The 18,067-nt window shown below is 64.0% G+C and carries 19 protein-coding genes and 2 pseudogenes; 10 read left to right on the forward strand and 11 right to left on the reverse strand.

The window, feature by feature from the left end:
* The first annotated feature begins 118 nt into the window (after positions 1 to 118).
* The 5 genes from QA640_RS16590 (at position 119) to QA640_RS16610 (ending at position 2,272) form a co-directional block, all read left to right on the forward strand.
* Positions 119 to 505, forward strand: coding sequence for a curlin subunit CsgB (locus QA640_RS16590; RefSeq protein WP_283041669.1), 387 nt, complete (start codon positions 119 to 121; stop codon positions 503 to 505).
* Positions 506 to 629: 124 nt separating this feature from the next.
* Positions 630 to 1,022: a curlin gene (locus QA640_RS16595; RefSeq protein ID WP_283041670.1), complete on the forward strand. Its 393-nt coding sequence runs from the start codon at positions 630 to 632 to the stop codon at positions 1,020 to 1,022.
* Positions 1,023 to 1,066: 44 nt separating this feature from the next.
* A complete protein-coding gene (locus QA640_RS16600) occupies positions 1,067 to 1,447 on the forward strand; it encodes a curlin (protein ID WP_283041671.1) in 381 nt (126 codons plus the stop codon).
* A gap of 53 nt (positions 1,448 to 1,500) precedes the next feature.
* The gene (locus QA640_RS16605) at positions 1,501 to 1,953 is read left to right on the forward strand and encodes a curlin (protein WP_283041672.1); all 453 of its coding nucleotides are present in this window, start codon (positions 1,501 to 1,503) and stop codon (positions 1,951 to 1,953) included.
* A 16-nt stretch (positions 1,954 to 1,969) separates the two neighbouring features.
* On the forward strand, positions 1,970 to 2,272 hold the full coding sequence (locus QA640_RS16610) for a hypothetical protein (protein ID WP_283041673.1): 303 nt from the start codon (positions 1,970 to 1,972) through the stop codon (positions 2,270 to 2,272).
* 17 nt (positions 2,273 to 2,289) lie between these two features.
* Here QA640_RS16610 and QA640_RS16615 read toward each other — a convergent pair.
* Positions 2,290 to 2,481 (reverse strand): annotated as a pseudogene (locus QA640_RS16615) (preprotein translocase subunit SecD); the annotation flags it as partial.
* A 115-nt stretch (positions 2,482 to 2,596) separates the two neighbouring features.
* On the opposite strand from QA640_RS16615, the gene QA640_RS16620 reads away from it, so the two are divergent.
* Both QA640_RS16620 and QA640_RS16625 read left to right on the forward strand, forming a co-directional pair.
* Positions 2,597 to 3,316 carry a DUF899 family protein gene (locus tag QA640_RS16620; protein ID WP_283041674.1) on the forward strand — a complete coding sequence of 240 codons (720 nt, stop codon included), beginning with the start codon at positions 2,597 to 2,599 and terminating at the stop codon, positions 3,314 to 3,316.
* Positions 3,317 to 3,523: 207 nt separating this feature from the next.
* Positions 3,524 to 5,428 (forward strand): acyl-CoA synthetase, encoded by a 1,905-nt coding sequence (locus QA640_RS16625; protein WP_283041675.1) that lies wholly within the window; start codon positions 3,524 to 3,526, stop codon positions 5,426 to 5,428.
* Positions 5,429 to 5,457: 29 nt separating this feature from the next.
* Here QA640_RS16625 and uraD read toward each other — a convergent pair whose 3' ends face one another.
* From uraD to QA640_RS16650, 5 genes are read right to left on the reverse strand one after another with little or no spacing between them, the layout of a single operon-like run.
* The gene (uraD, locus tag QA640_RS16630) at positions 5,458 to 6,348 is read right to left on the reverse strand and encodes a 2-oxo-4-hydroxy-4-carboxy-5-ureidoimidazoline decarboxylase (protein ID WP_283041676.1); all 891 of its coding nucleotides are present in this window, start codon (positions 6,346 to 6,348) and stop codon (positions 5,458 to 5,460) included.
* Positions 6,349 to 6,361: 13 nt separating this feature from the next.
* Positions 6,362 to 7,177 (reverse strand): ABC transporter permease, encoded by an 816-nt coding sequence (locus QA640_RS16635; protein ID WP_283041677.1) that lies wholly within the window; start codon positions 7,175 to 7,177, stop codon positions 6,362 to 6,364.
* The gene (locus QA640_RS16640; protein ID WP_283041678.1) at positions 7,164 to 7,997 is read right to left on the reverse strand and encodes an ABC transporter permease; all 834 of its coding nucleotides are present in this window, start codon (positions 7,995 to 7,997) and stop codon (positions 7,164 to 7,166) included. Before QA640_RS16640 ends, QA640_RS16635 begins: the two co-directional genes overlap by 14 nt.
* A 13-nt stretch (positions 7,998 to 8,010) precedes the next feature.
* The gene (locus QA640_RS16645) at positions 8,011 to 9,072 is read right to left on the reverse strand and encodes an extracellular solute-binding protein (RefSeq protein WP_283041679.1); all 1,062 of its coding nucleotides are present in this window, start codon (positions 9,070 to 9,072) and stop codon (positions 8,011 to 8,013) included.
* A 19-nt stretch (positions 9,073 to 9,091) separates the two neighbouring features.
* The gene (locus QA640_RS16650) at positions 9,092 to 10,168 is read right to left on the reverse strand and encodes an ABC transporter ATP-binding protein (protein WP_283041680.1); all 1,077 of its coding nucleotides are present in this window, start codon (positions 10,166 to 10,168) and stop codon (positions 9,092 to 9,094) included.
* A 171-nt stretch (positions 10,169 to 10,339) separates the two neighbouring features.
* On the opposite strand from QA640_RS16650, the gene QA640_RS16655 reads away from it, so the two are divergent.
* Positions 10,340 to 11,263 (forward strand): LysR family transcriptional regulator, encoded by a 924-nt coding sequence (locus QA640_RS16655; RefSeq protein WP_283041681.1) that lies wholly within the window; start codon positions 10,340 to 10,342, stop codon positions 11,261 to 11,263.
* Between the two features lie 122 nt (positions 11,264 to 11,385).
* The gene (locus tag QA640_RS16660; RefSeq protein WP_283041682.1) at positions 11,386 to 11,754 is read left to right on the forward strand and encodes a YcxB family protein; all 369 of its coding nucleotides are present in this window, start codon (positions 11,386 to 11,388) and stop codon (positions 11,752 to 11,754) included.
* Positions 11,755 to 11,765: 11 nt separating this feature from the next.
* Here QA640_RS16660 and QA640_RS16665 read toward each other — a convergent pair whose 3' ends face one another.
* Entirely contained in the window at positions 11,766 to 12,938 is a 1,173-nt protein-coding gene (locus QA640_RS16665; RefSeq protein ID WP_283041683.1) for a M20 aminoacylase family protein, read from the reverse strand.
* A 92-nt stretch (positions 12,939 to 13,030) separates the two neighbouring features.
* Complete coding sequence (purB, locus tag QA640_RS16670; protein ID WP_283041684.1) at positions 13,031 to 14,338, reverse strand: adenylosuccinate lyase; 1,308 nt, start codon at positions 14,336 to 14,338, stop codon at positions 13,031 to 13,033.
* A gap of 520 nt (positions 14,339 to 14,858) precedes the next feature.
* Here purB and QA640_RS16675 point away from each other — a divergent pair.
* A complete protein-coding gene (locus tag QA640_RS16675) occupies positions 14,859 to 15,446 on the forward strand; it encodes a TetR family transcriptional regulator (protein ID WP_283041685.1) in 588 nt (195 codons plus the stop codon).
* Between the two features lie 7 nt (positions 15,447 to 15,453).
* On the opposite strand, the gene QA640_RS16680 is transcribed toward QA640_RS16675, so the two are convergent.
* From QA640_RS16680 to QA640_RS16690, 3 genes and pseudogenes are all read right to left on the reverse strand, one after another.
* A complete protein-coding gene (locus QA640_RS16680; protein ID WP_283041686.1) occupies positions 15,454 to 15,759 on the reverse strand; it encodes a hypothetical protein in 306 nt (101 codons plus the stop codon).
* A 123-nt stretch (positions 15,760 to 15,882) separates the two neighbouring features.
* Positions 15,883 to 16,470, reverse strand: a pseudogene (locus QA640_RS16685) (IS630 family transposase); the annotation flags it as partial.
* Positions 16,471 to 16,482: 12 nt separating this feature from the next.
* Positions 16,483 to 17,859, reverse strand: coding sequence for an IS110 family transposase (locus QA640_RS16690; RefSeq protein WP_283042810.1), 1,377 nt, complete (start codon positions 17,857 to 17,859; stop codon positions 16,483 to 16,485).
* Positions 17,860 to 18,067: the final 208 nt, after the last annotated feature.

Below are 18,067 nucleotides of genomic sequence, written 5' to 3' on the forward strand. Positions count from 1 at the left end.
TCCGGACTAGCATGAACCTCAGTCTATCAAGCGCCCCGTCGACGGTTCACAGTATCCCGCATGATGTCGCAGAGTTTTGCATACGACATCGCTAACCTTGGCACGAAAGGGATACTCCATGCGTAAGTTGATTCTCGCTTCCGTCGCACTGATCGCACTCACCGCCGGCGCCCGCGCCGACAATACCGCGACCACCTTCCAGATCGGCCTCGCAAATGGTTCCTCCGTGAACCAGCAGGGTCACGTGAACGACAGCTCGACCACGACTCAGGTCGGCTTCGTTAATGGTGCGCTCACGCTGCAAGGCACGACCACGCCTTCGCTCAACAACACCAGCACGGTGACTCAGGTCGGCGCCGCGAACGCGGCCGCTACCGGCCAGGTTGCGACCGGCAACAACACCAGCTCGATCGGCCAGTTCTCGATCGGCGGCGCGCCGAACAACTTCGCTGCCGTTGGGCAGATCGGCGGCGGCGTCAACCTGAGCGGCATTGTGCAGCACTAAGCCAGCCCCGTACCTCCCTGGGCGCGTCACAGCGCCGGCGCGCCCGGGCCATGCTCCGAATTATTGCGATCACGCCTGTTGATGAAACGGCGGATCGACCAGTTGCTACTACGGAGGAATTCACATGCGGATCAATTATCTAGTCGCGACCGCCGTCATGTTCGGTGCGTTGACCTCTGTCGCTGCGAAAGCCGACAACACCGCCAGCGTGTTGCAGTTCGGTACGGCGAATTCTTCGTCTACAACGCAGACCGGCCCGGTGAACAACACCGCGACGACGCTGCAATTCGGTGCGAACAACCAGGCGACGAGCGTGCAGTTGGGATCACTATCGTCGGTCAATTCGGCGACGATCGGACAGGGCGGCACGATGCCTACCGCGACCAACAATGCTGCGGTCGGTCAGGTCGGCGGTGCCAACACGAGCCTGATCGGTCAGATTGGCTTGAACAACACTGCCGCCGTCGGCCAACTCGGGATCCTGAACGGCTCCACGATTCTGCAGGCAGCTCCGTGACCTGAGGTCCTGCCAAGATCTCGGCAACAATATGGAGGCATGTGATGAACAAGCATCTTCTGATCGCTGCGATGGCAGTCCTCATCTCTTGTTGCGCAGCGAACGGCCCGGCGAAGGCGCAAAGCGCCGACATCAAGACGATCGTCTCGGTCAACGGGCCGCCAGTCGTCTTGAACCAAAGCAGCTCGACCAACATGGCCGGCATTTTCATGATCGGTGGCACGACCAGCGCGACCGTCACCCAGACCGGAACCAACAACGCCACCGGCGTGCTGCAGTTCGGCGGGACCAACGGCGCGGCGGTCGGTCAAACCGGAGCGTTGAACGTCACCTCAGTTGGGCAATTGGGTCAATTGAGCAATAGCAGCGCGGTGGCCCAGGCCGGCGGCATCAACCTTTCGAGCATCACTCAGATTGGACATTGAGTCTGGAACTCCGATCTGAAGGCGTTTACATTCCGGAGCGTCAGGGGGCGGCCATGAAATGGAGTGCTCAAGCCTCGATTTTCGCCGCACTCTTGGCCTCCGCGATCGGCGGGAGCTCGGCGGCATCAGCGGGCTCGATCAAGACCAGCCTATCGACGAGCGCGATCGATATCGAGACTGTGCTTGCCTCCGGCAATGATCCGGGCGCGGTGCAGGTCAAGGAAAGCAGTCAATTCAATTTCGCGAGGGTCATCGAGCTCGGTGGCACGAGTCCGTTCGATGCCACGATCATCCAGACCGGAACACAAAACTATGCCAGCGTCTACCAGACTGGCAGCACGACCAGCGCCGCAATCGGTCAGTTTGGCGCGAGCAATACCGCCGAGGCCACGCAGCTCGGCAATGCCACCGGCGCGCTTCTCGTCCAGGTTGGTGAGATGAACAAGGGAACGGTCAGTCAGTTCGGCCGCTTCAACTGGGCAGGCATCTTCCAGTTCGGGCGGTGATCGGAAGAGGCGCGTCATGAAGCTCATTCTGTTTGCAGCAGGAGTGGCGATGATGATGTCTGGTGGAACGGGACCGGTGTCGGCAGGCGGCAGTGATGGAGACGGTCACACGACGATCGTCCAGGACGCCAACGGCCAGACGGTGATCACCCAGAGCGGCGATCCCGCCCGGGCCGAGGTGCGCATCGTGAAAGAGCCCGGACGGACGACCGTCTACCGCAAGAGCGGCGGCAACACCGCCGTCGTGACCCAGAGCACGGATCCGGCGGACCTTCCACCGAACCTGGGCGAATGGTTGCAAGGCCTGTCCGGACGGTGAAGGCCGGCATCCCGCGCCTACCGGCTCGCGCCGTTTGGCTCCACGACCTGCTGCTCGACCAGCGTCAGACCTCCGGGCAGTGCCGCGGAGAGCAGCTTGTTGGCGACGCTGCTGGCCTCTTGAACCGTGAAGTTTCCTGAAATCTGCCCTTGGCCACCGGTGATCAGCTCGCGGATGACGGGCGCCGAGAGCACCTTGTCGTCGAGCACCGGGTGCAGGCGGCCACCGGAATGCAACGGGCGGGGTGCCTAGGCGCCGGAACCCGCCTGTCGCTGGGACGTTGGGCCATCGCCCCTGTTCATCCCTGAGTATCCGGAGGCCGTGATGGAGCATCTTCGCTATCCCAATGAAAGCGGCGAATATCGTGCGGCTCGAAACGCGCTTCTCGAGGAGGAGATGGCGCTCCGTGCACAGATCGAGGCCGTCGCGGCCAAACGTCGCGCGCTGCCGCTCGGCGGCGAAGTGCCCGAGGACTACCTGTTCGAGCGGATCGGTAAGAACAGCATGCCGGAAAAGGTGAGGATGTCCGAGCTGTTCGGGCCGAGCAACACGCTTATCCTCTACAGCTTCATGTACGGACCCGAACGCGCGCTGCCATGTCCGGGTTGCACGCATCTGCTCGATGGTCTCGATGGTACGGCAAGGCATGTCGGCCAGCGCGCCGCGATGTATATCGTCGCCAAATCGCCGATAGCGCGCCTTGTGGCCTGGGCTCACGAGCGCGGCTGGAATCACCTGCTGCTGCTCTCGACGGCCGGCAATTCCTACGACGCCGATTATTTCGGCGATACCTCGAAGCTGTCCGCGGGCATGCGTGGCCAGCACCGCGTGCCGGACAACGAGAACTGGGACGAGACGATCTTCAACGTGTTCAAGAAAAGCGACGGAGCGATCAGACACAGTTGGGGCTCCGAGATGGCCTATGCGCCGTCCGCGCCAAATCAGCACCACCGTGCCGGTGATCTCGTCGACCCGCTGTGGGGCCTCCTGGACATGACCCCGGAAGGCCGCGGCGATTTCTTTCCCAAGGTGAACTACGACTAACCGGCCGCGTTCCGAACCGCCACAATGGAGGGATTCCGCTGGCTGAGTGCGCCTGTCTGTCGCCGGTGAGCAATCCGGGCATGGACGGGGGCCCGATCATCGATCATTCTGTCCGCTCTTGATCCGCGCGGGCGGATCGAGCCCCGCCTGAAAGCAAACTTCAAACAAGCCAGGCGCGGGCACCAGTCATGAGGGAGGACGAACGGAATGGCGGGCATTCACGCGCTCGATCGGATCATCGGCGAGGACTATCCGGAATTGGCCACGGACGAGCAGGTCCGGACGCTGGAGCGGGTGCCTTACGCCGAGCGTATCGCGGCCGAAAGCACCTATGATGCGATCAGGCTCGGGGCGGCCCGGAATCCCGATGCGCCGGCAATCCAGTTCCTGCCCAATGCCGATCCCGCTGATGCGCCGCTGGTCATCTCTCACCGGGATTTCGTCGCGCGCGTCACGCAGGCCGCCAACATGTTTCACGCGCTGGGAGCAGGCAAAGACGACGTCATCAGCTTCATGCTGCCGCTCCTGCCCGATGCTTTCGTGACGCTGTTCGGCGCGGAGGCCACGGGCATCGCCAATCCCGTCAATCCGCTGCTGGAGCCGCATCAGATCGCGGAGATCCTGGAGGCCGCCAACACCACGATCCTGGTCACGCTCGGCCCGATGCCCGGCACCGATATCTGGCAAAAGGTCGAGCAGATCCGCCCGTCATTGAAACGCCTCAAGGCGATCGTGCAGGTCGGCGGCGGCGATCCCGCGAACGGCATCTTCGCGTTCAACGATCTCATGAAGCAGCAGCCGGCGGACCGGCTCGTCAGCGGTCGCAAGATTCCCGGCAGCGATATCGCGGCCTATTTCCATACCGGCGGCACCACCGGAACGCCAAAGCTCGTGCGTCACACCCATGCCAATCAGGTCTATCAGGCCTGGGCTCTCAACCTGCTCCTGAAGTCGAAGCCCGGCGGCAATCTCCTGTTCGGCATGCCGCTGTTTCACGTCGGGGGCTCGCTGACGCAGGTGCTGACGACGCTCGCGGGCGGTGGCTGCCTCGTGGTGCTGTCGCCGTCCGGCTGGCGCAATCCCAATGCGGTGAAGAACATCTGGCGGCTGGTCGAACGCTTCAAGCCGGAGGCGCTGTCGAGCGTGCCGACCGTGCTTGCGGCGACGCTCGCGGTGCCGCCGGGTGGTGCCGACATTTCGAGCCTGAAATTTGCCGCCGGCGGCGGCTCGGCGATCCCGGTCGCGGTCGGCTCGGCGATCCAGGACAAGCTGAAGCTGCCGGTGGTCGAGGTCTACGGCATGACCGAGACCTCGAGCGTGCACACCATGGCCTATCCGGACCGCCCCATCCGCCTCGGCTCGGTCGGCCTGCCGATGCCTTACGCCCGCGTGCGCATCGTCAAGCTCGACGTTGAGGGGCGGCTCGAGCGCGACTGCGCCGTGGACGAGATCGGCGTCGTGATTATGGCCGGGCCCGGCGTATTCGGCGGCTATCTCAACGATGCCCATAACGAGGGCGCGTTCGTCGACGAGATCTGGGTCAACTCTGGCGATCTCGGCCGCCTCGATGCGGACGGCCATCTATGGATCACCGGCCGCGCCAAGGATCTTGTGATCCGCGGCGGCCACAACATCGATCCCGCACCGATCGAGGAGATCATGTTCCAGCATCCGGCCGTCGGCTTTGCCGCCGTGGTCGGCCAACCCGACGCCTATGCCGGCGAACTCCCCGTCGGCTATGTGCAGTTGAAACCCGGTGCCAAGATCGAGCCGGGCGAGCTCGAGACCTGGGTGCGCGAACGCACGCCCGAGCGCGCCGCCGTGCCCGTGCAGATCATTCCGATCGATCCCATGCCCGTCACCGGCGTCGGCAAGGTGTTCAAGCCGCAATTGCGCTGGGATGCGGCCCAGCGTGTGTTCACGAAGGTGCTCACCTCGCTCACCGAGAAAGGCATCGACTGCAAGGTGAAGGTCGGCGCGCATGGCAGCCACGGTTCGATCGCGACGGTGACCATCGCGGGCGTGCCGGAAGGCAAGCGCGAAGGGGTCGCAGGCGAGGTGCACAGGCTGCTCGATCCGTTCGTGATGCGGCATGAGGTGGTGTACGCCTAGGTGCGGACGAGCCCGGGCTCGCCGTTGCCTCAACTGCCGCGATAGGTCGAATAGCTCCATGGCGTGATCAGCAGCGGCACGTGCAGATGCTGCTCCGGCTCCGACACGCCAAAGCGCAGCGGGATCACGTCGAGGAAGGGCGGATCGCTTAGCAGGACGCCGCGGCCGGCGAAATAGGCAGCCGCCTGAAAGCGCAGCTCGTAAGTGCCGATCGGCACGGGCCGCCCCTCGATCGGCTCCGGGCTGGTGCGCCCGTCGGCGTTTGTCACGAGATCGCCGATCAGGCGCTCCTCGCCGTGACGTGACAGCTCGACCAGGCTGAACTTCATACCGTCGGCCGGCAGCCCGCAATGCGCGTCGAGGACGTGGACAGACAGCGTGCCGTGAACTGGAAGCGCCTCCTCGCTCGCGATCATGCCTGCAAGGCGGAGGCTTGCGATGCGCGCGATCTCGGTCAGCGCCTCTTTTTCCTCCTGCGCCGGGTCATTGTTCAGCCGGCGTGCGAAGGCGTCGAGGATCGAGTCCTTGGTGTGGCGGCGGACACAGATCATGAAGGGAAAGCCGAACTTCGCCCTGTAGGCGTTGTTCAACTTCTCGAACGTTGCGAACTCGGGCTCCGACAGTCGGTCGAGGCCGGCGCCGTCCTGTTCGCGCGTCGAATGCGCGGTGAGGCCTTGGGCACGCTGCGCCTTGTTGGCGAGATCGGGATGCGAACGGATCAGGTTGAGGCGCTGCTCTGCGGGCGCGGTTTCGATCGAGGCGATCATCGCATCGCGCAAGGCGGCGAGGTTCTTGAACGGCCGCCGCGCTGCGGCGGCCGTCGCGACCCAGGGCGAATATTCGAAGACGTCGCCGAGGGCGGCGATGAAATCGGCTGTGGCGGCGCGGTTGAGGGTATCGAGGGTGAAGTGTCCCGGCAACGAAAATCTCCGTTCAGTGCATCTGCCGGGTCAGTCCGGCGAAGCGTTCGGCAAGCAGCATCAGGATCAAGGTGGCGATCACGATCGCACCGGACGCGGCCGCGGTGCGGACGTCGAGATTGGTCTCGATCTGTTGCCAGAGATGGATCGGCAGCATCTCGGTACGCTCGTCGGCAAGGAACAGCGACACCGGAACGTTGTCGAAGGACGCCATGAAGGCGAGGAAGGCGCCCGCCCCGATGCCGGGCCCGATCAGCGGCAGCGTGACGCGGCGAAACGTCGTCAGGCGATCGGCGCCGAGACTCTCGGAAGCCTCGAGCAGGCTGGCGTCGAGCTGCGATAGGGAGGCCAGCGTTGTGCGCAGCACGAAAGGCACGCAGACGATGACATGGCCGAGCACGAGGAGGGGAATACTCGGCGAGAGGCCGAGCCGGTTGATGAAGATCAGCGCCGCAAAGCCAAACGACAGCGCAGGCAGGAGCAGCGGCGACATGAACAGGAGGTCCGCCGCACGCATCAGGGGCGAGCGGCTGCGCGTGATCGCGAGCGCCGCAGCCGTGCCGCAAGCACCCGACAGCAGCGTGGTCCACAACGCGACGACCAGGCTGTTCCAGGCTGCGCGTTGCATCTGGTCGGCATCGATGAGCGCGACATACCAGCGCAACGACAGTCCGGGCGGCGGAAAGCGCAGGGATTGCGACGAGGTGAACGAGGTCAGGAGCACCACTGCGGTCGGCAGCACCAGGAAGAGCAGGGCGATGGCCGCGAGCAGCCCGAATACGACCTTCAGCGACAGGGCGTCCCAGCGAATGCGCTTAGCGGCGGCCATGGATTTCACTCCTGCGGCCGACAGCGCCGAGCACGCCGACGACAATCATCACCGTGATCATGAAGATGATCGACAGCGCCGCGGCGAACGGCCAGTTGTTGGCCCCGACCGCCTGCTGGTAGATGTTGAGCGGCATGTAGATCAGCCGCGCGCCGCCGATCAGGGTCTGCGTGACGAACGCGGTGATGCTCGCGGCGTAGGTCAGGATACAGCCGGCAATGATGCCGGGCAGCGACAAGGGCAGCGTGACGCGGAAGAAGGTGCGCCATTCGCCGGCCCCGAGCACTCGCGAGGCATCGGCAAGGTTCGGGTCGAGCTTCGACAGCACGGTGAGGATCGGCAGCACCATCAGCGGCATCTGCACCTGGGCGAGCACCATCACCACGCCAACCTCGGTGTAGAGCAGCCGCAGCGGCTCGTTGCTGAGGCCGAGTCCCATCACGACCTGGTTGAGCAGGCCCTGCCGTCCCAAAATCACGATCCAGGAGAAGGTGCGGACCACCACAGAGGTCAGGATCGGAAGGATGACCAGGAACACCAGCACGCTTTGCCAGCGCGCCCCGGCGCGCGCGCAGAGCCAGGCGACGGGGTAGCCGAACACGAGGCACACCAGCGTCGCCTTGACGCCGAGCAGGAGCGTCTCGATCAGGATCGAGTAGCTGAAGGGATCGCTGAAGAACTTGACGTAGTTGTGAAGCGTCCAGCCCTGCATGGCGATGTCGCCATGCAGGGACAGTAGCAGGAGGACCACGAGCGGCGCGACGAAGAACGCCGTGAAGATGGCGGCAAGTGGCAGGGCGAGCCTGGAATCGGCCTCCATCGCCGGCGCTCCCCTAGAGCTTGATCTCGCGATTGAAGCGATCGATCAGCGCGCCGCGCTGTGGATTGATCTTCTCCCAGTTGATGGTGCGGATCTTGGCGACGTCATCGAGCGTCTTGGCGAGCGACTTGGTGATGGCGCCTTCGATCTTGACCTTGGCATTGGTCGGAATGACGTCATAGGGCGGCTTCAGCAGCTTCTCCTGGGTCGCCACGGCCAGATGCAGGTCGATATATTGGACGGCGAGCTCGGGCTCGGCTGCGCCTGCGACGATGTGCAGGCTGGTCGACCAGCCGACCGCGCCCGTCGCAGGAATCGTGAACTCGACCGGCACGTCCTTGGCCTTCAGCGTCTGCACGAAATTGAAATTGTAGGGCGCGATGTCGATCTGTTCCTGCTGCCACAGCGTCGCAAACGCACCGAGATTGGCGCCGATCGCGCCGACATTCGGCAGGAGCTGTTTCAGGAACTTGAAGGCCGGCTCGAAATCCTCGTCGGTGCCGCCCTTGACGCGGTTGAGCTCGGCGAGAAAGGCGATGCCGAGCTGGCTGTTGAGCGCGGTCAGGCCGACGCGGCCCTTGTATTGGGGATCGAGCAGGTCGTCCCAGCTCGTCGGCGCCGTCTTGATCTTGTCGGGATTGTAGCCGAGGCCGATCACCTGCATGGTGATCTTCGGGCCCCATTTGTCCTGCGCGGTCGGCAGCAAGTCCTTGTAGTTGGGCGACTGCGCGATGGGATATTCCGTGATCAGGCCTTCGCGGACCGCATCGATTACCTGAGGCGCATCGAAGAAGGCGACGTCAAACGGCGGCTTGTTGCCTTTGGCGGCGACCAGCCGCGATACCTGGTCGGTGCCGAGGATGATGGATTGCGTGACGGCGGCGCCGGTCAGCTGCTTGAAAGCCGGCGCGATGACGTCGCGGTCCGCCTCATTCCACGTCCCGGGGAAGGTTGCCGCGATCAGTGTTTTGTTCTGCGCGCGCGCGAAGCGGGGCAGGCTCGCCGCGAGCGCGAGGCCGCCGGCGCTGCGCAAGAGGCGCCGGCGATCGATCGTAACGGTCCTGAATGATGTCATGGCGGTGTCCTCTCCAGGTTCAGGATGTGGGGAATACATGGCAGGCCGCCGGCGAAGCCGGCGCCAGATACACGGTTGCGCCGACCGGGCGCAGCCCGCCCTCGGCATCGCGGGGTTCCGCGACCTTGAGCGAGGGACCGCCAGTCAGCGCGACGTCGTAGACGACCTGCGCGCCGAGCGGCAGCACGGTTGTGATGACCGCGGCGAAGGCGCCATCGGACGGAGCAGGTCGGAAGCGCAGCTGTTCGGGACGAATGGAAACCACGACCGCGCGTCCCTGCTGGAATGTCTTGTCCGGGCCGACGGGTAGAATGGGGCCGTGCTCGAGCCGCACGGCAGGACCTTCGATGATCTCGCCGCGCAGGACATTGGTGGTGCCGACGAACTCGTTCACGAACAGCGTGCGCGGGGTATCGTAGATGCCGGTCGGGGTCGAGACCTGCTCGATGTGCCCGCGCGACATCACGGCGATGCGGTCGGCCATCGACAGCGCTTCCTCCTGGTCGTGAGTCACCAGAATGGTGGTGATGCCGGATTGCCGCTGGAGGCGCTTCACCTCGATCTGCATGTCGAGGCGCAAATTCTTGTCGAGGGCTCCGAACGGTTCGTCGAGCAGCAGTACCTTGGGATCGATGGCGAGGCAGCGGGCGAGTGCCACACGCTGCTGCTGGCCGCCGGATAGCTCGCGCGGCTTCCGGCCGGCAAATTCACCCATATGGACGAGGTCGAGCATCTCGGCGACGCGCTTGCCGATGCGCTCGCGCGGCCATTTGTGCGCCTGAAGGCCGTAAGCAACGTTCTCGCCGACACTCATGTGCGGAAACAGCGCGTAGTTCTGGAAGACGATGCCGACGCCACGCTCCGCCGGCGATAAGGCATCGACCATGCTGTCGTCGAACAGCACGCGGCCCTCGCTTTGCCGGATGAAGCCGGAGATGATCCTCAGCAGGGTCGACTTGCCGCAGCCGGACGGGCCGAGCAGCGCGACGAGCTCGCCGCCCGCAATGTCGAGGTTGATATCCTGCACGGCCGTGCTCGCGCCGAACCGGTGCGTGATGGCATCGAGCCGGAGCCGATGCGAGCGAGACGCAGTCATGATCGCTTGCCCCAAAGCCTGCGACCGGGTTCTCGACGCGGCCGAAGGAGATCACCTCAGCGCGCATGTTCGGCGCAATCACCCATTGCCGTCCAGCACAGAATAGGCAATTCTCTGTACTCAAAATTAGAATGGGCAAATTGGAATGGACGTGGGTCAGGTGCAGGTCACGTGAGAGGATCGCTGGTTCCGGCGGCGTTGCGCTATGTCGACCAGGTGGCGCGCTCGGGATCGATCCAGAGCGCCGCCCGGGAAATGAACATCGCGGCCTCTGCCATCAACCGGCAGATCCTGCTTCTGGAGCGCGATCTCGGCGTCACCCTGTTCGAGCGTGTGACCGGCGGCATGCGGCTGACGCCAGCCGGCGACGCGCTGGTGGCGCTCGCGCGGCGGTGGCGCTCGGACGAGCGGCGGGCCAACGCCGAGCTCAAGCAGTTGCAGGGCGTCAACCAGGGCCATGTGCGCCTCGTCGCGATGGACAGCCACGTCAATGGATTCCTGCCTCGCTTCGTGAGCGAGCTGAACGAGCGCCACCCGCGAATCTCGCTGGAGATTCAGATCGCCAGCACCGACGAGGCGCAGGCGGCGCTGTTGTCCGGGGCCGCCGATCTGATCGCCGCCTTCAATCTCAACCCACATCGCGAGATCCACGTGCTGTGGCGGCGCGAGCTGCCGTTCGGCTGCGTGGTCTCGCCGAACCATCCGTTGGCTAGGGGCAAGACCACCAGCATGCAGGAGGTGGCAGGCTATCCGTTCGTCCTGCAGAACAAGGCGCTGGCGATCAGGCGCTACCTCGAGGCGCGACATGGCTGGCTGTTATCCGAGAAGACGATCGAGACCAATTCGCTGCAACTGGTGAAGCGCCTGGCAGGCAGCGGCAATTACGTCGCCTTCACCTCCGAGCTCGATGCCGCTCCCGAGCTGGTCAGCGGCGCGCTGGTCTTCGTGCCCGTGCGCGACAAGGGCGATCCGCAGACCGTGAGCGTTGCCATCGATGCGCGCAAGCCGTTCGCCAAGATCGCGCGAATTGTCGCTGACGGGCTTGCCGCCGGCATGGATGCGGATCTGCAAGACGTCCGCCGCCGGGCCTCCTAATCGGCTCGGCAAATCGGCACACTTGTCCGAACCTCGCGGAGCGGTCGGGCGACGAATCCTTGTCGGGCAATGGTGGCCCGGCACCTGCCTCCGGGCAGCGGTTTCTTCTCAGGGATCAACGGATGTCGCCGCTGAAATACCATCGCGATCTGGCGCACTGGACAGAGTTCGTGCGTCTTGCGCAGGCTCGCGTCTATGGAAGTGGATGCGGCTCGCGCTCCTGGCAGCCGGCGCGTTGCCGCAAGGACGCCGGCTGGGTCCTCGGCAGCCGCGAGATCACCATGACGGAGCAGGGCTTCGTCGACGCCGGCAACGGCACCGCGCTCAGCGTGGACTGGCCGGCGATCGAGGGGGTGAGCGTCGCCAGGAACATCGTCGTTCTCTGGATGGACCGCACCGCGGGGGTCTTCATCCCCCGCATCGCCTTTCAGTCCGACGACGACGAGCGCAGCTTCATCGAGTTTGCCGGCAAGCGTGCCGGTGCCGCGTAACGATAGGGGGGTTAGCCCGCCGGCATCGTCTTCTCGATCAGGCGCACCCAATAGGACGCGCCGTGGCCGAGAATGTTGTCGTTGAAGACGTAGGCGGGATGGTGGCACTCGTTGCCGTCGCCCATGCCGACCAGGATCATCGCGCCGGGACGCGCTTCCAGCATGAACGAGAAGTCTTCGGCGCCCATCATCGGAATGAATTTTTCGTTGACGCGATCGGCGCCGGCAATGTCGCGGGCGACCTCGGCGGCAATTCCGGCTTCGCGCGCGTGGTTCATCGTCACCGGATACATGCGGGTGTAGTTGGTCTCGGCCGATCCGCCATAGGCGCGCGCCACGCTGTCGGCGACCTCGCCGATGCGGCGCTCGACGAGATCGCGCACTTCCGGATCGAGCGTGCGCACCGTGCCGCTAAGCTCAGCGACCTCCGGGATGATGTTGAAGGCGGTGCCGGCATGGAATTGCGTGATCGAGACGACCGCGGATTTCAGCGGGTCGACGTTGCGCGCGACGATTGACTGCAGCGCGTTGACGATTTGCGAGCCGATCAGAACGCTGTCGATCGCCTTGTGCGGGGTGGCTCCGGCGTGGCCGCCCTTGCCGTGAACGATGATCTGGATGTTGTCGGAGGAGGCGAGCATCGCGCCGGGGGTCGTGGCGAAATGGCCCTCGGGCAGGCCCGGCATGTTGTGCATGCCGTAGACCTCCTGGATGTCCCAGCGGGTCATCAGGCCGTCGTCGACCATCGCCTTGCCGCCGCCGCCGCCTTCTTCCGCAGGCTGGAAAATCACGACAGCAGTGCCGTCGAAATTGCGCGTCTCCGTGAGATATTTCGCGGCGCCCAAAAGCATTGCGGTGTGCCCGTCATGGCCGCAGGCGTGCATCTTGCCCGGAACTTTCGAGGCGTAGGGCACGTCAGCGGTTTCCATGATCGGCAGCGCGTCCATGTCGGCGCGCAGGCCGATCGTCCGGCCGGACGTCGCCTTGCGGCCACGGATCACGCCGACCACGCCGGTGCGGCCGATGCCGGTTACCACCTCGTCGCAACCGAACGCGCGCAGCTTGTCGGCAACGATGCCGGCGGTGCGGTGCACCTCGTAAAGCAACTCGGGGTTCTCGTGGAAGTCATGGCGCCAGGCGGCCATTTCGTCGGAGAGCGCGGCGACGCGGTTGATGACGGGCATGGGAGGGGTCCGCTTTCTTTGAGTTGTAGCCAGGATGAGCGAAGCGAGTGGTCCCGGGTAGCACTGCGCTCACCCGGGCTGCGGAGATGTGATCAATTCTCCCCGAACACGCGCTTGAAGATCGTGTCGACGTGCTTGAGGTGATAGCCGAGGTCGAACTGCTCCTCGATCTCGGCGTCGGTGAGATATTTCTTCACCTCGGCATCCTTCTTCAGGAGCTGCAAAAAGTCGCCTTCGCCGCGCCAGACCGGCATGGCGTTGCGCTGCACGAGCTTGTAGGCGTCCTCCCGGCTTGCGCCCTTCTGCGTCAGCGCCAGCAGCACGCGCTGCGAATGCACGAGGCCGCCAAGGCGGTCGAGGTTCTTCTGCATGTTGACGGGATAGACGAGGAGCTTGTCGATCAGGCCGGCGAGTCGGACGAGCGCGAAGTCCAGCGTCACGGTCGCATCAGGCCCGATCATGCGCTCGGCGGAGGAGTGCGAGATGTCGCGCTCGTGCCAGAGCACGACGTTTTCCAGCGCCGGGGTCACATAAGCGCGCACCATGCGCGACAGACCCGTGAGATTTTCCGACAGCACGGGGTTGCGCTTGTGCGGCATGGCCGAGGAACCCTTCTGTCCTTCCGAGAAGAACTCTTCGGCTTCGAGCACTTCGGTGCGCTGGAGATGGCGGATTTCCACCGCGAGACGTTCCACGGAGGAGGCGATCACGCCGAGCGTGGCAAAATACATCGCGTGACGATCGCGCGGGATCACCTGGGTCGAGATCGGCTCCGGCGTCAGGCCCATTGCCTTCGCCACATGCTCTTCGACGCGTGGATCGATTTGCGCAAAGGTGCCGACGGCCCCCGAGATGGCGCAGGTTGCAACTTCCTTGCGCGCCGCGATCAGGCGCTCCTTGGCGCGCGAGAATTCAGCATAGGCGAAGGCGAGCTTGAGGCCGAACGTCACCGGCTCGGCATGGATGCCATGGGAGCGGCCTATGGTCGGCGTCATCTTGTGCTCGAAGGCGCGCTTCTTCAGCGCGGCCAGCACCTTGTCGAGATCGGCGAGCAACAGGTCAGCGGCGCGGGTGAGCTGGACGTTGAGGCAGGTGTCGAGCACGTCGGAGGAGGTCATGCCCTGGTGCACGAAGCGCGCCTCGGGGCCGACGATCTCGGCGAGGTGGGTGAGGAAGGCGATGACGTCGTGCTTGGTCTCGCGCTCGATCTCGTCGATGCGGGCGACGTCGAAGGTGGCGTTCTTGGCCTTGTCCCAGACCGTCTTGGCGGCCTCTCTCGGGATCGTCCCCAGCTCGGCGAGGGCGTCGGCCGCATGCGCCTCGATCTCGAACCAGATCTTGAACCGGGTCTGCGGCTCCCAGATCGAGGCCATTTCCGGGCGGGTATAACGGGGGATCATCGCTAGGCTCCGGGTGGGGCGGGGCGCGCCTTGAGGGCGCGCACAACGGCCAAAATGCTTTTTACGCCGCGATTTAGCAGAGCGGGGAGGGCGAAACAAACGACTTGGCCTCGCGAACGGGGGATAGCGAGGGTTTTCGAGGAACCTGTCGATCACAGAAATCTGACTGACAGATATTGAAATCTGTCATCGAGACGTGTATATTGGCTTGCGGACGCTCCGATTGGGCGTCCCGCGGTCCCGCCCAGGGAGCCGAAGGTCCGAAACAATCGGACACTTGGGCCGTAATTGAAGGGTGGGTCGTGGACGAGTGGAGACTTACGACTATGACGACCGAAATCCTCAATATCGCCGGGCAGATTGGGCACTGGCTCAATGTGCTGGTGGCGCGCCAGATCGCGGCGCAGGCTGCAAAACTGCCGCATTAAGGCAAGAGCTTTCCGAACGACCGGCAGGCCGCTTCGGAACGCGGCCTGATCGCCGGGTGAAACGGCCCCTCTGACGGGAACATGGTGCTGGCATGAACGAAGCCGTTGTCTTGACGCCGGAGCGCATCCTCGAAGTCACCGAGGACGTGCTGAGGCGCTATGGGCTTGCCAAGGCCACCGTGGTCGACGTTGCCCGTGCGCTCGATGTCAGTCATGGCAGCGTCTATCGCCATTTTCCGAGCAAGGCCTCGCTACGTGAGGCCGTGGCCAAGCGCTGGCTCGAGCGCATGGATGCGCCGCTGCGCAAGATCGCCCAGGATACGGGGCCAGCTCCGGCCCGGCTCGAGGCCTGGCTGCGGACGCTGTTCGCAGCCAAGCGCGAGCGTGTGTGCGATGATCCCGAGATGTTCCAGACCTATCTGACGCTCGCGCGTGAAGCCTGCGCGGCGGTGAAGTGCCACAAGGACGCCCTCGTCGAGCAGATGTCGGCCATTCTGGCCGACGGGGTGAAGCAGGGCGTGTTTGACGTCGCTGATACGAAGGCCACCGCACGCGCGATTTTCGATGCGACCAGCCGCTATCACCATCCCGCTCACGCCGACGAGTGGAAGGACGCCGATCTGCCCGCACGCGTAGATGCGCTGCTGGCGCTGCTGCTGCGCGGGTTACAGGCAGCCTGACCGCTACTCACCCCCTGGCTTTGTGGAGGTGAGCGCTGTCGCGGGGCGATGTCGGGTGAGCGGCATGCCTTCGCGCGTGAAAGCCGTCGCCGGCCGATGGTACGACCGGTGGACTCTCGGGGTATACATTCACTTCGACTTCGACGATGTCCTTTGACCGCTTGCGCAATCGATAGAATGTAAGCTCCTGTTCGAGCATCGGGCAGCGGAAGCTGACGGCGGCCGTATCTGGCAAGCGGCAAAGCTCGTCGATGAGCTCGCCTACGGTGATGATCGGGGGATGGGCGACTGCCTTGCGAATAGCCTTACTCATGGCATTCCTCCTCGACTTTGCTAACGAGAGCCGAGGGGGCTCGTTCCATCTTTGCACAGCATCAGGATGGTCCGAAGGCATCTGCCAGAGTTGCGGCAGCCCTGCTGCTAAAGCGTGATGGCATTAAGTTCGATAGCCTGAATTTTTGAGGTAGTTGGCACATTCCTCGGAGGTGAAGCCGTCGAGCGCGTGGCCGATAGCGGCGCAGACCGCATCGACGGTTCGCGCGGCAGCTTTGCGGAGCAGGTGCTTGAGCTTGGCAAAGACCTGTTCGATCGGGTTCAGGTCGGGCGAGTATTTTGGCAGGAAGAAGAGTTTGGCGCCGACCGAACGGATGAGCTGGCGAACTGCCTTGCTCCTGTGGCTGCCGAGGTTATCCAAGATGACGATATCGCCGGGCTGAAGGGTCGGCAGGAGGATCTTCTCGACGTAGGTGCGGAAGCTCACGCCATCGATCGGCCCCTCGAGGAACCATGGCGCATCGATCCGGTCATGGCGCAGGGCCGCCAGGAAGGTCATGGTCTTCCAGCGGCCGTGAGGAACCTTGGCGTGAAGTCTGAGCCCGCGCGGCGCCCATCCCCGCAAGGGGGCCATATCAGTCCTGGTCCAGGTCTCGTCGATGAAGACCAGTCGCTCAGCTTCGACGCGACCTTGATACTTTGCCCACTGGGCTCGCCGCCGCGCGACCTCGGGACGATCGCGTTCGCCAGCCGCCACGCTTTCCTAAGAAACGGCGATGCTGGGAGGTGGGTCTATGGGCTGGAGTACAAAGCCGAAGGCCTTGGCTCGCCGATGCAGATTGGCAATCACCCGCGCACGGTATCGGGTCTCGTAGGAGGACGCGCCCGGATCTACATAGTGCATCCCGTGTTGCACCGCGTTATAGAACAGCACTGCGATCTTGCGCGCCGTGGCGGTCACTGCCTTGGCCTTGCCGATGCGAGCTGAGAGTCGTCTGTAGAAAGCGCCTAGCGCTGTATCGGTTCGTCCCACGGTTGCCGCAGCAAGCCGCAGAAGGGCCGCGGCTCGGTTCCCCGAGCGGCGTGTGCGCGCCGAGAGCACTTTGCCGCCGGAGATCTTGTTACTCGGCGCCAAGCAGAGCCAAGACGTAAAGTGTTTTGCGCTCGGCCAAGCGCAGAGGTCGTCGCCGCACTCAGCGATAAGCTTAAGTGCGAGGTAGGGGCCGAGACCGTCGATCTGGGTAACGTCCTTGCCGAGTAGCGCGAACAGCGCTGCGCGGACATCAAAGAGCATCGCATTTTGTTGATGGGATCTATTCTGACGTGCTGCTGGCAATTGACCTCCTTCGCGACGACGAAGGCCGCTGAGCTCTTTCAACACGGCCTCGATCCGAGCGTCGCAGGCAAATGCCTTCTGTTGGTACGTGTCGTAGAGGGCGAGTGCCTGTTCGAGGGCGAACAGGTGCTCAACGCGGTAGTTACCGGCGAGCGCTTTCTCGATCGTCTCGACAGTGGCGTGGCAACGCCGATCCCGCATGCGCGCGAGCACTGTCGGATTGCGCTCGCCGGCAAGGATCGCGCGGATGATCCGCAGCCCGGTCACGCCAGTAATATCGGTGACGACGTGATGGAGCTGCACGTTCATTTCAGTCAACGCCTTCTGCATGTGTTGGATGTGAGATGCCCCATACTCCAGCAGACGTTCACGCTGACGGAGGTAGGCACGCAATTCGGCGATTTGACCTCTGGGCCGAAAGCTTGCACGCAGCAGACCGAAGGTGTGAAGCCGCTGCAGCCACTGCGCATCACTGACGTCGGTCTTGCGACCGGGCACGTGCTTGGCATCGCGCGCATTGACAAGGAACACTGCAAAGCCACGAGCGTCGAGGAGCTCAAAGATCGGGATCCAATAGACACTGGTCGACTCCATGACGACCGTGTCGACGCCGCACTCTGCAAACCAGTCGACCAGCCGATGCAGATCGGTTGTGAAGGTACGGAAGCTGCGTACCGGCTCAGGCGCGCGATCTGCATTCACGGCGGCCATGTGCATCGTGGCCCCGACGTCGATCGCGGCCGCATTTGGATGAACCACCGACATCGTGTCGCGGCCCTTGCTCTTCGATTTGTGTCGACCCATTGCCAATCCTCCCTGAGAACGGAAGGGCTGGGCCGCGCTGATGATCAATTTCCTAAACGGGATCGCCTGACGGCGTCACCACTCTCACGTGCGCAACAGCCCATGGACCATGTTTTTTTGCGGGATAATTTGCCACCAAAAAGCTGTCGGCCGCTCCCTTCCGTCACGAGCATAGACCTCAGCCGTTTCTACGCCCACAGGCGGACGC

Source organism: Bradyrhizobium sp. CB82 (genome assembly GCF_029714405.1).
Classification (GTDB): Bacteria; Pseudomonadota; Alphaproteobacteria; order Rhizobiales; family Xanthobacteraceae; genus Bradyrhizobium.

What these genes read in the sequence shown, in the direction of transcription:
- QA640_RS16590 (WP_283041669.1), top strand. Translation starts at nt 119, where the DNA reads ATGCGTAAGTTGATTCTCGCTTCCGTCGCACTGATCGCACTCACCGCC.
- QA640_RS16595 (WP_283041670.1), top strand. Translation starts at nt 630, where the DNA reads ATGCGGATCAATTATCTAGTCGCGACCGCCGTCATGTTCGGTGCGTTG.
- QA640_RS16600 (WP_283041671.1), top strand. Translation starts at nt 1,067, where the DNA reads ATGAACAAGCATCTTCTGATCGCTGCGATGGCAGTCCTCATCTCTTGT.
- QA640_RS16605 (WP_283041672.1), top strand. Translation starts at nt 1,501, where the DNA reads ATGAAATGGAGTGCTCAAGCCTCGATTTTCGCCGCACTCTTGGCCTCC.
- QA640_RS16610 (WP_283041673.1), top strand. Translation starts at nt 1,970, where the DNA reads ATGAAGCTCATTCTGTTTGCAGCAGGAGTGGCGATGATGATGTCTGGT.
- QA640_RS16620 (WP_283041674.1), top strand. Translation starts at nt 2,597, where the DNA reads ATGGAGCATCTTCGCTATCCCAATGAAAGCGGCGAATATCGTGCGGCT.
- QA640_RS16625 (WP_283041675.1), top strand. Translation starts at nt 3,524, where the DNA reads ATGGCGGGCATTCACGCGCTCGATCGGATCATCGGCGAGGACTATCCG.
- QA640_RS16635 (WP_283041677.1), bottom strand. Translation starts at nt 7,177, where the DNA reads ATGGCCGCCGCTAAGCGCATTCGCTGGGACGCCCTGTCGCTGAAGGTC.
- QA640_RS16640 (WP_283041678.1), bottom strand. Translation starts at nt 7,997, where the DNA reads ATGGAGGCCGATTCCAGGCTCGCCCTGCCACTTGCCGCCATCTTCACG.
- QA640_RS16645 (WP_283041679.1), bottom strand. Translation starts at nt 9,072, where the DNA reads ATGACATCATTCAGGACCGTTACGATCGATCGCCGGCGCCTCTTGCGC.
- QA640_RS16650 (WP_283041680.1), bottom strand. Translation starts at nt 10,168, where the DNA reads ATGACTGCGTCTCGCTCGCATCGGCTCCGGCTCGATGCCATCACGCAC.
- QA640_RS16660 (WP_283041682.1), top strand. Translation starts at nt 11,386, where the DNA reads ATGTCGCCGCTGAAATACCATCGCGATCTGGCGCACTGGACAGAGTTC.
- QA640_RS16665 (WP_283041683.1), bottom strand. Translation starts at nt 12,938, where the DNA reads ATGCCCGTCATCAACCGCGTCGCCGCGCTCTCCGACGAAATGGCCGCC.
- purB (WP_283041684.1), bottom strand. Translation starts at nt 14,338, where the DNA reads ATGATCCCCCGTTATACCCGCCCGGAAATGGCCTCGATCTGGGAGCCG.
- QA640_RS16675 (WP_283041685.1), top strand. Translation starts at nt 14,859, where the DNA reads ATGAACGAAGCCGTTGTCTTGACGCCGGAGCGCATCCTCGAAGTCACC.
- QA640_RS16680 (WP_283041686.1), bottom strand. Translation starts at nt 15,759, where the DNA reads ATGAGTAAGGCTATTCGCAAGGCAGTCGCCCATCCCCCGATCATCACC.
- QA640_RS16690 (WP_283042810.1), bottom strand. Translation starts at nt 17,859, where the DNA reads ATGGGTCGACACAAATCGAAGAGCAAGGGCCGCGACACGATGTCGGTG.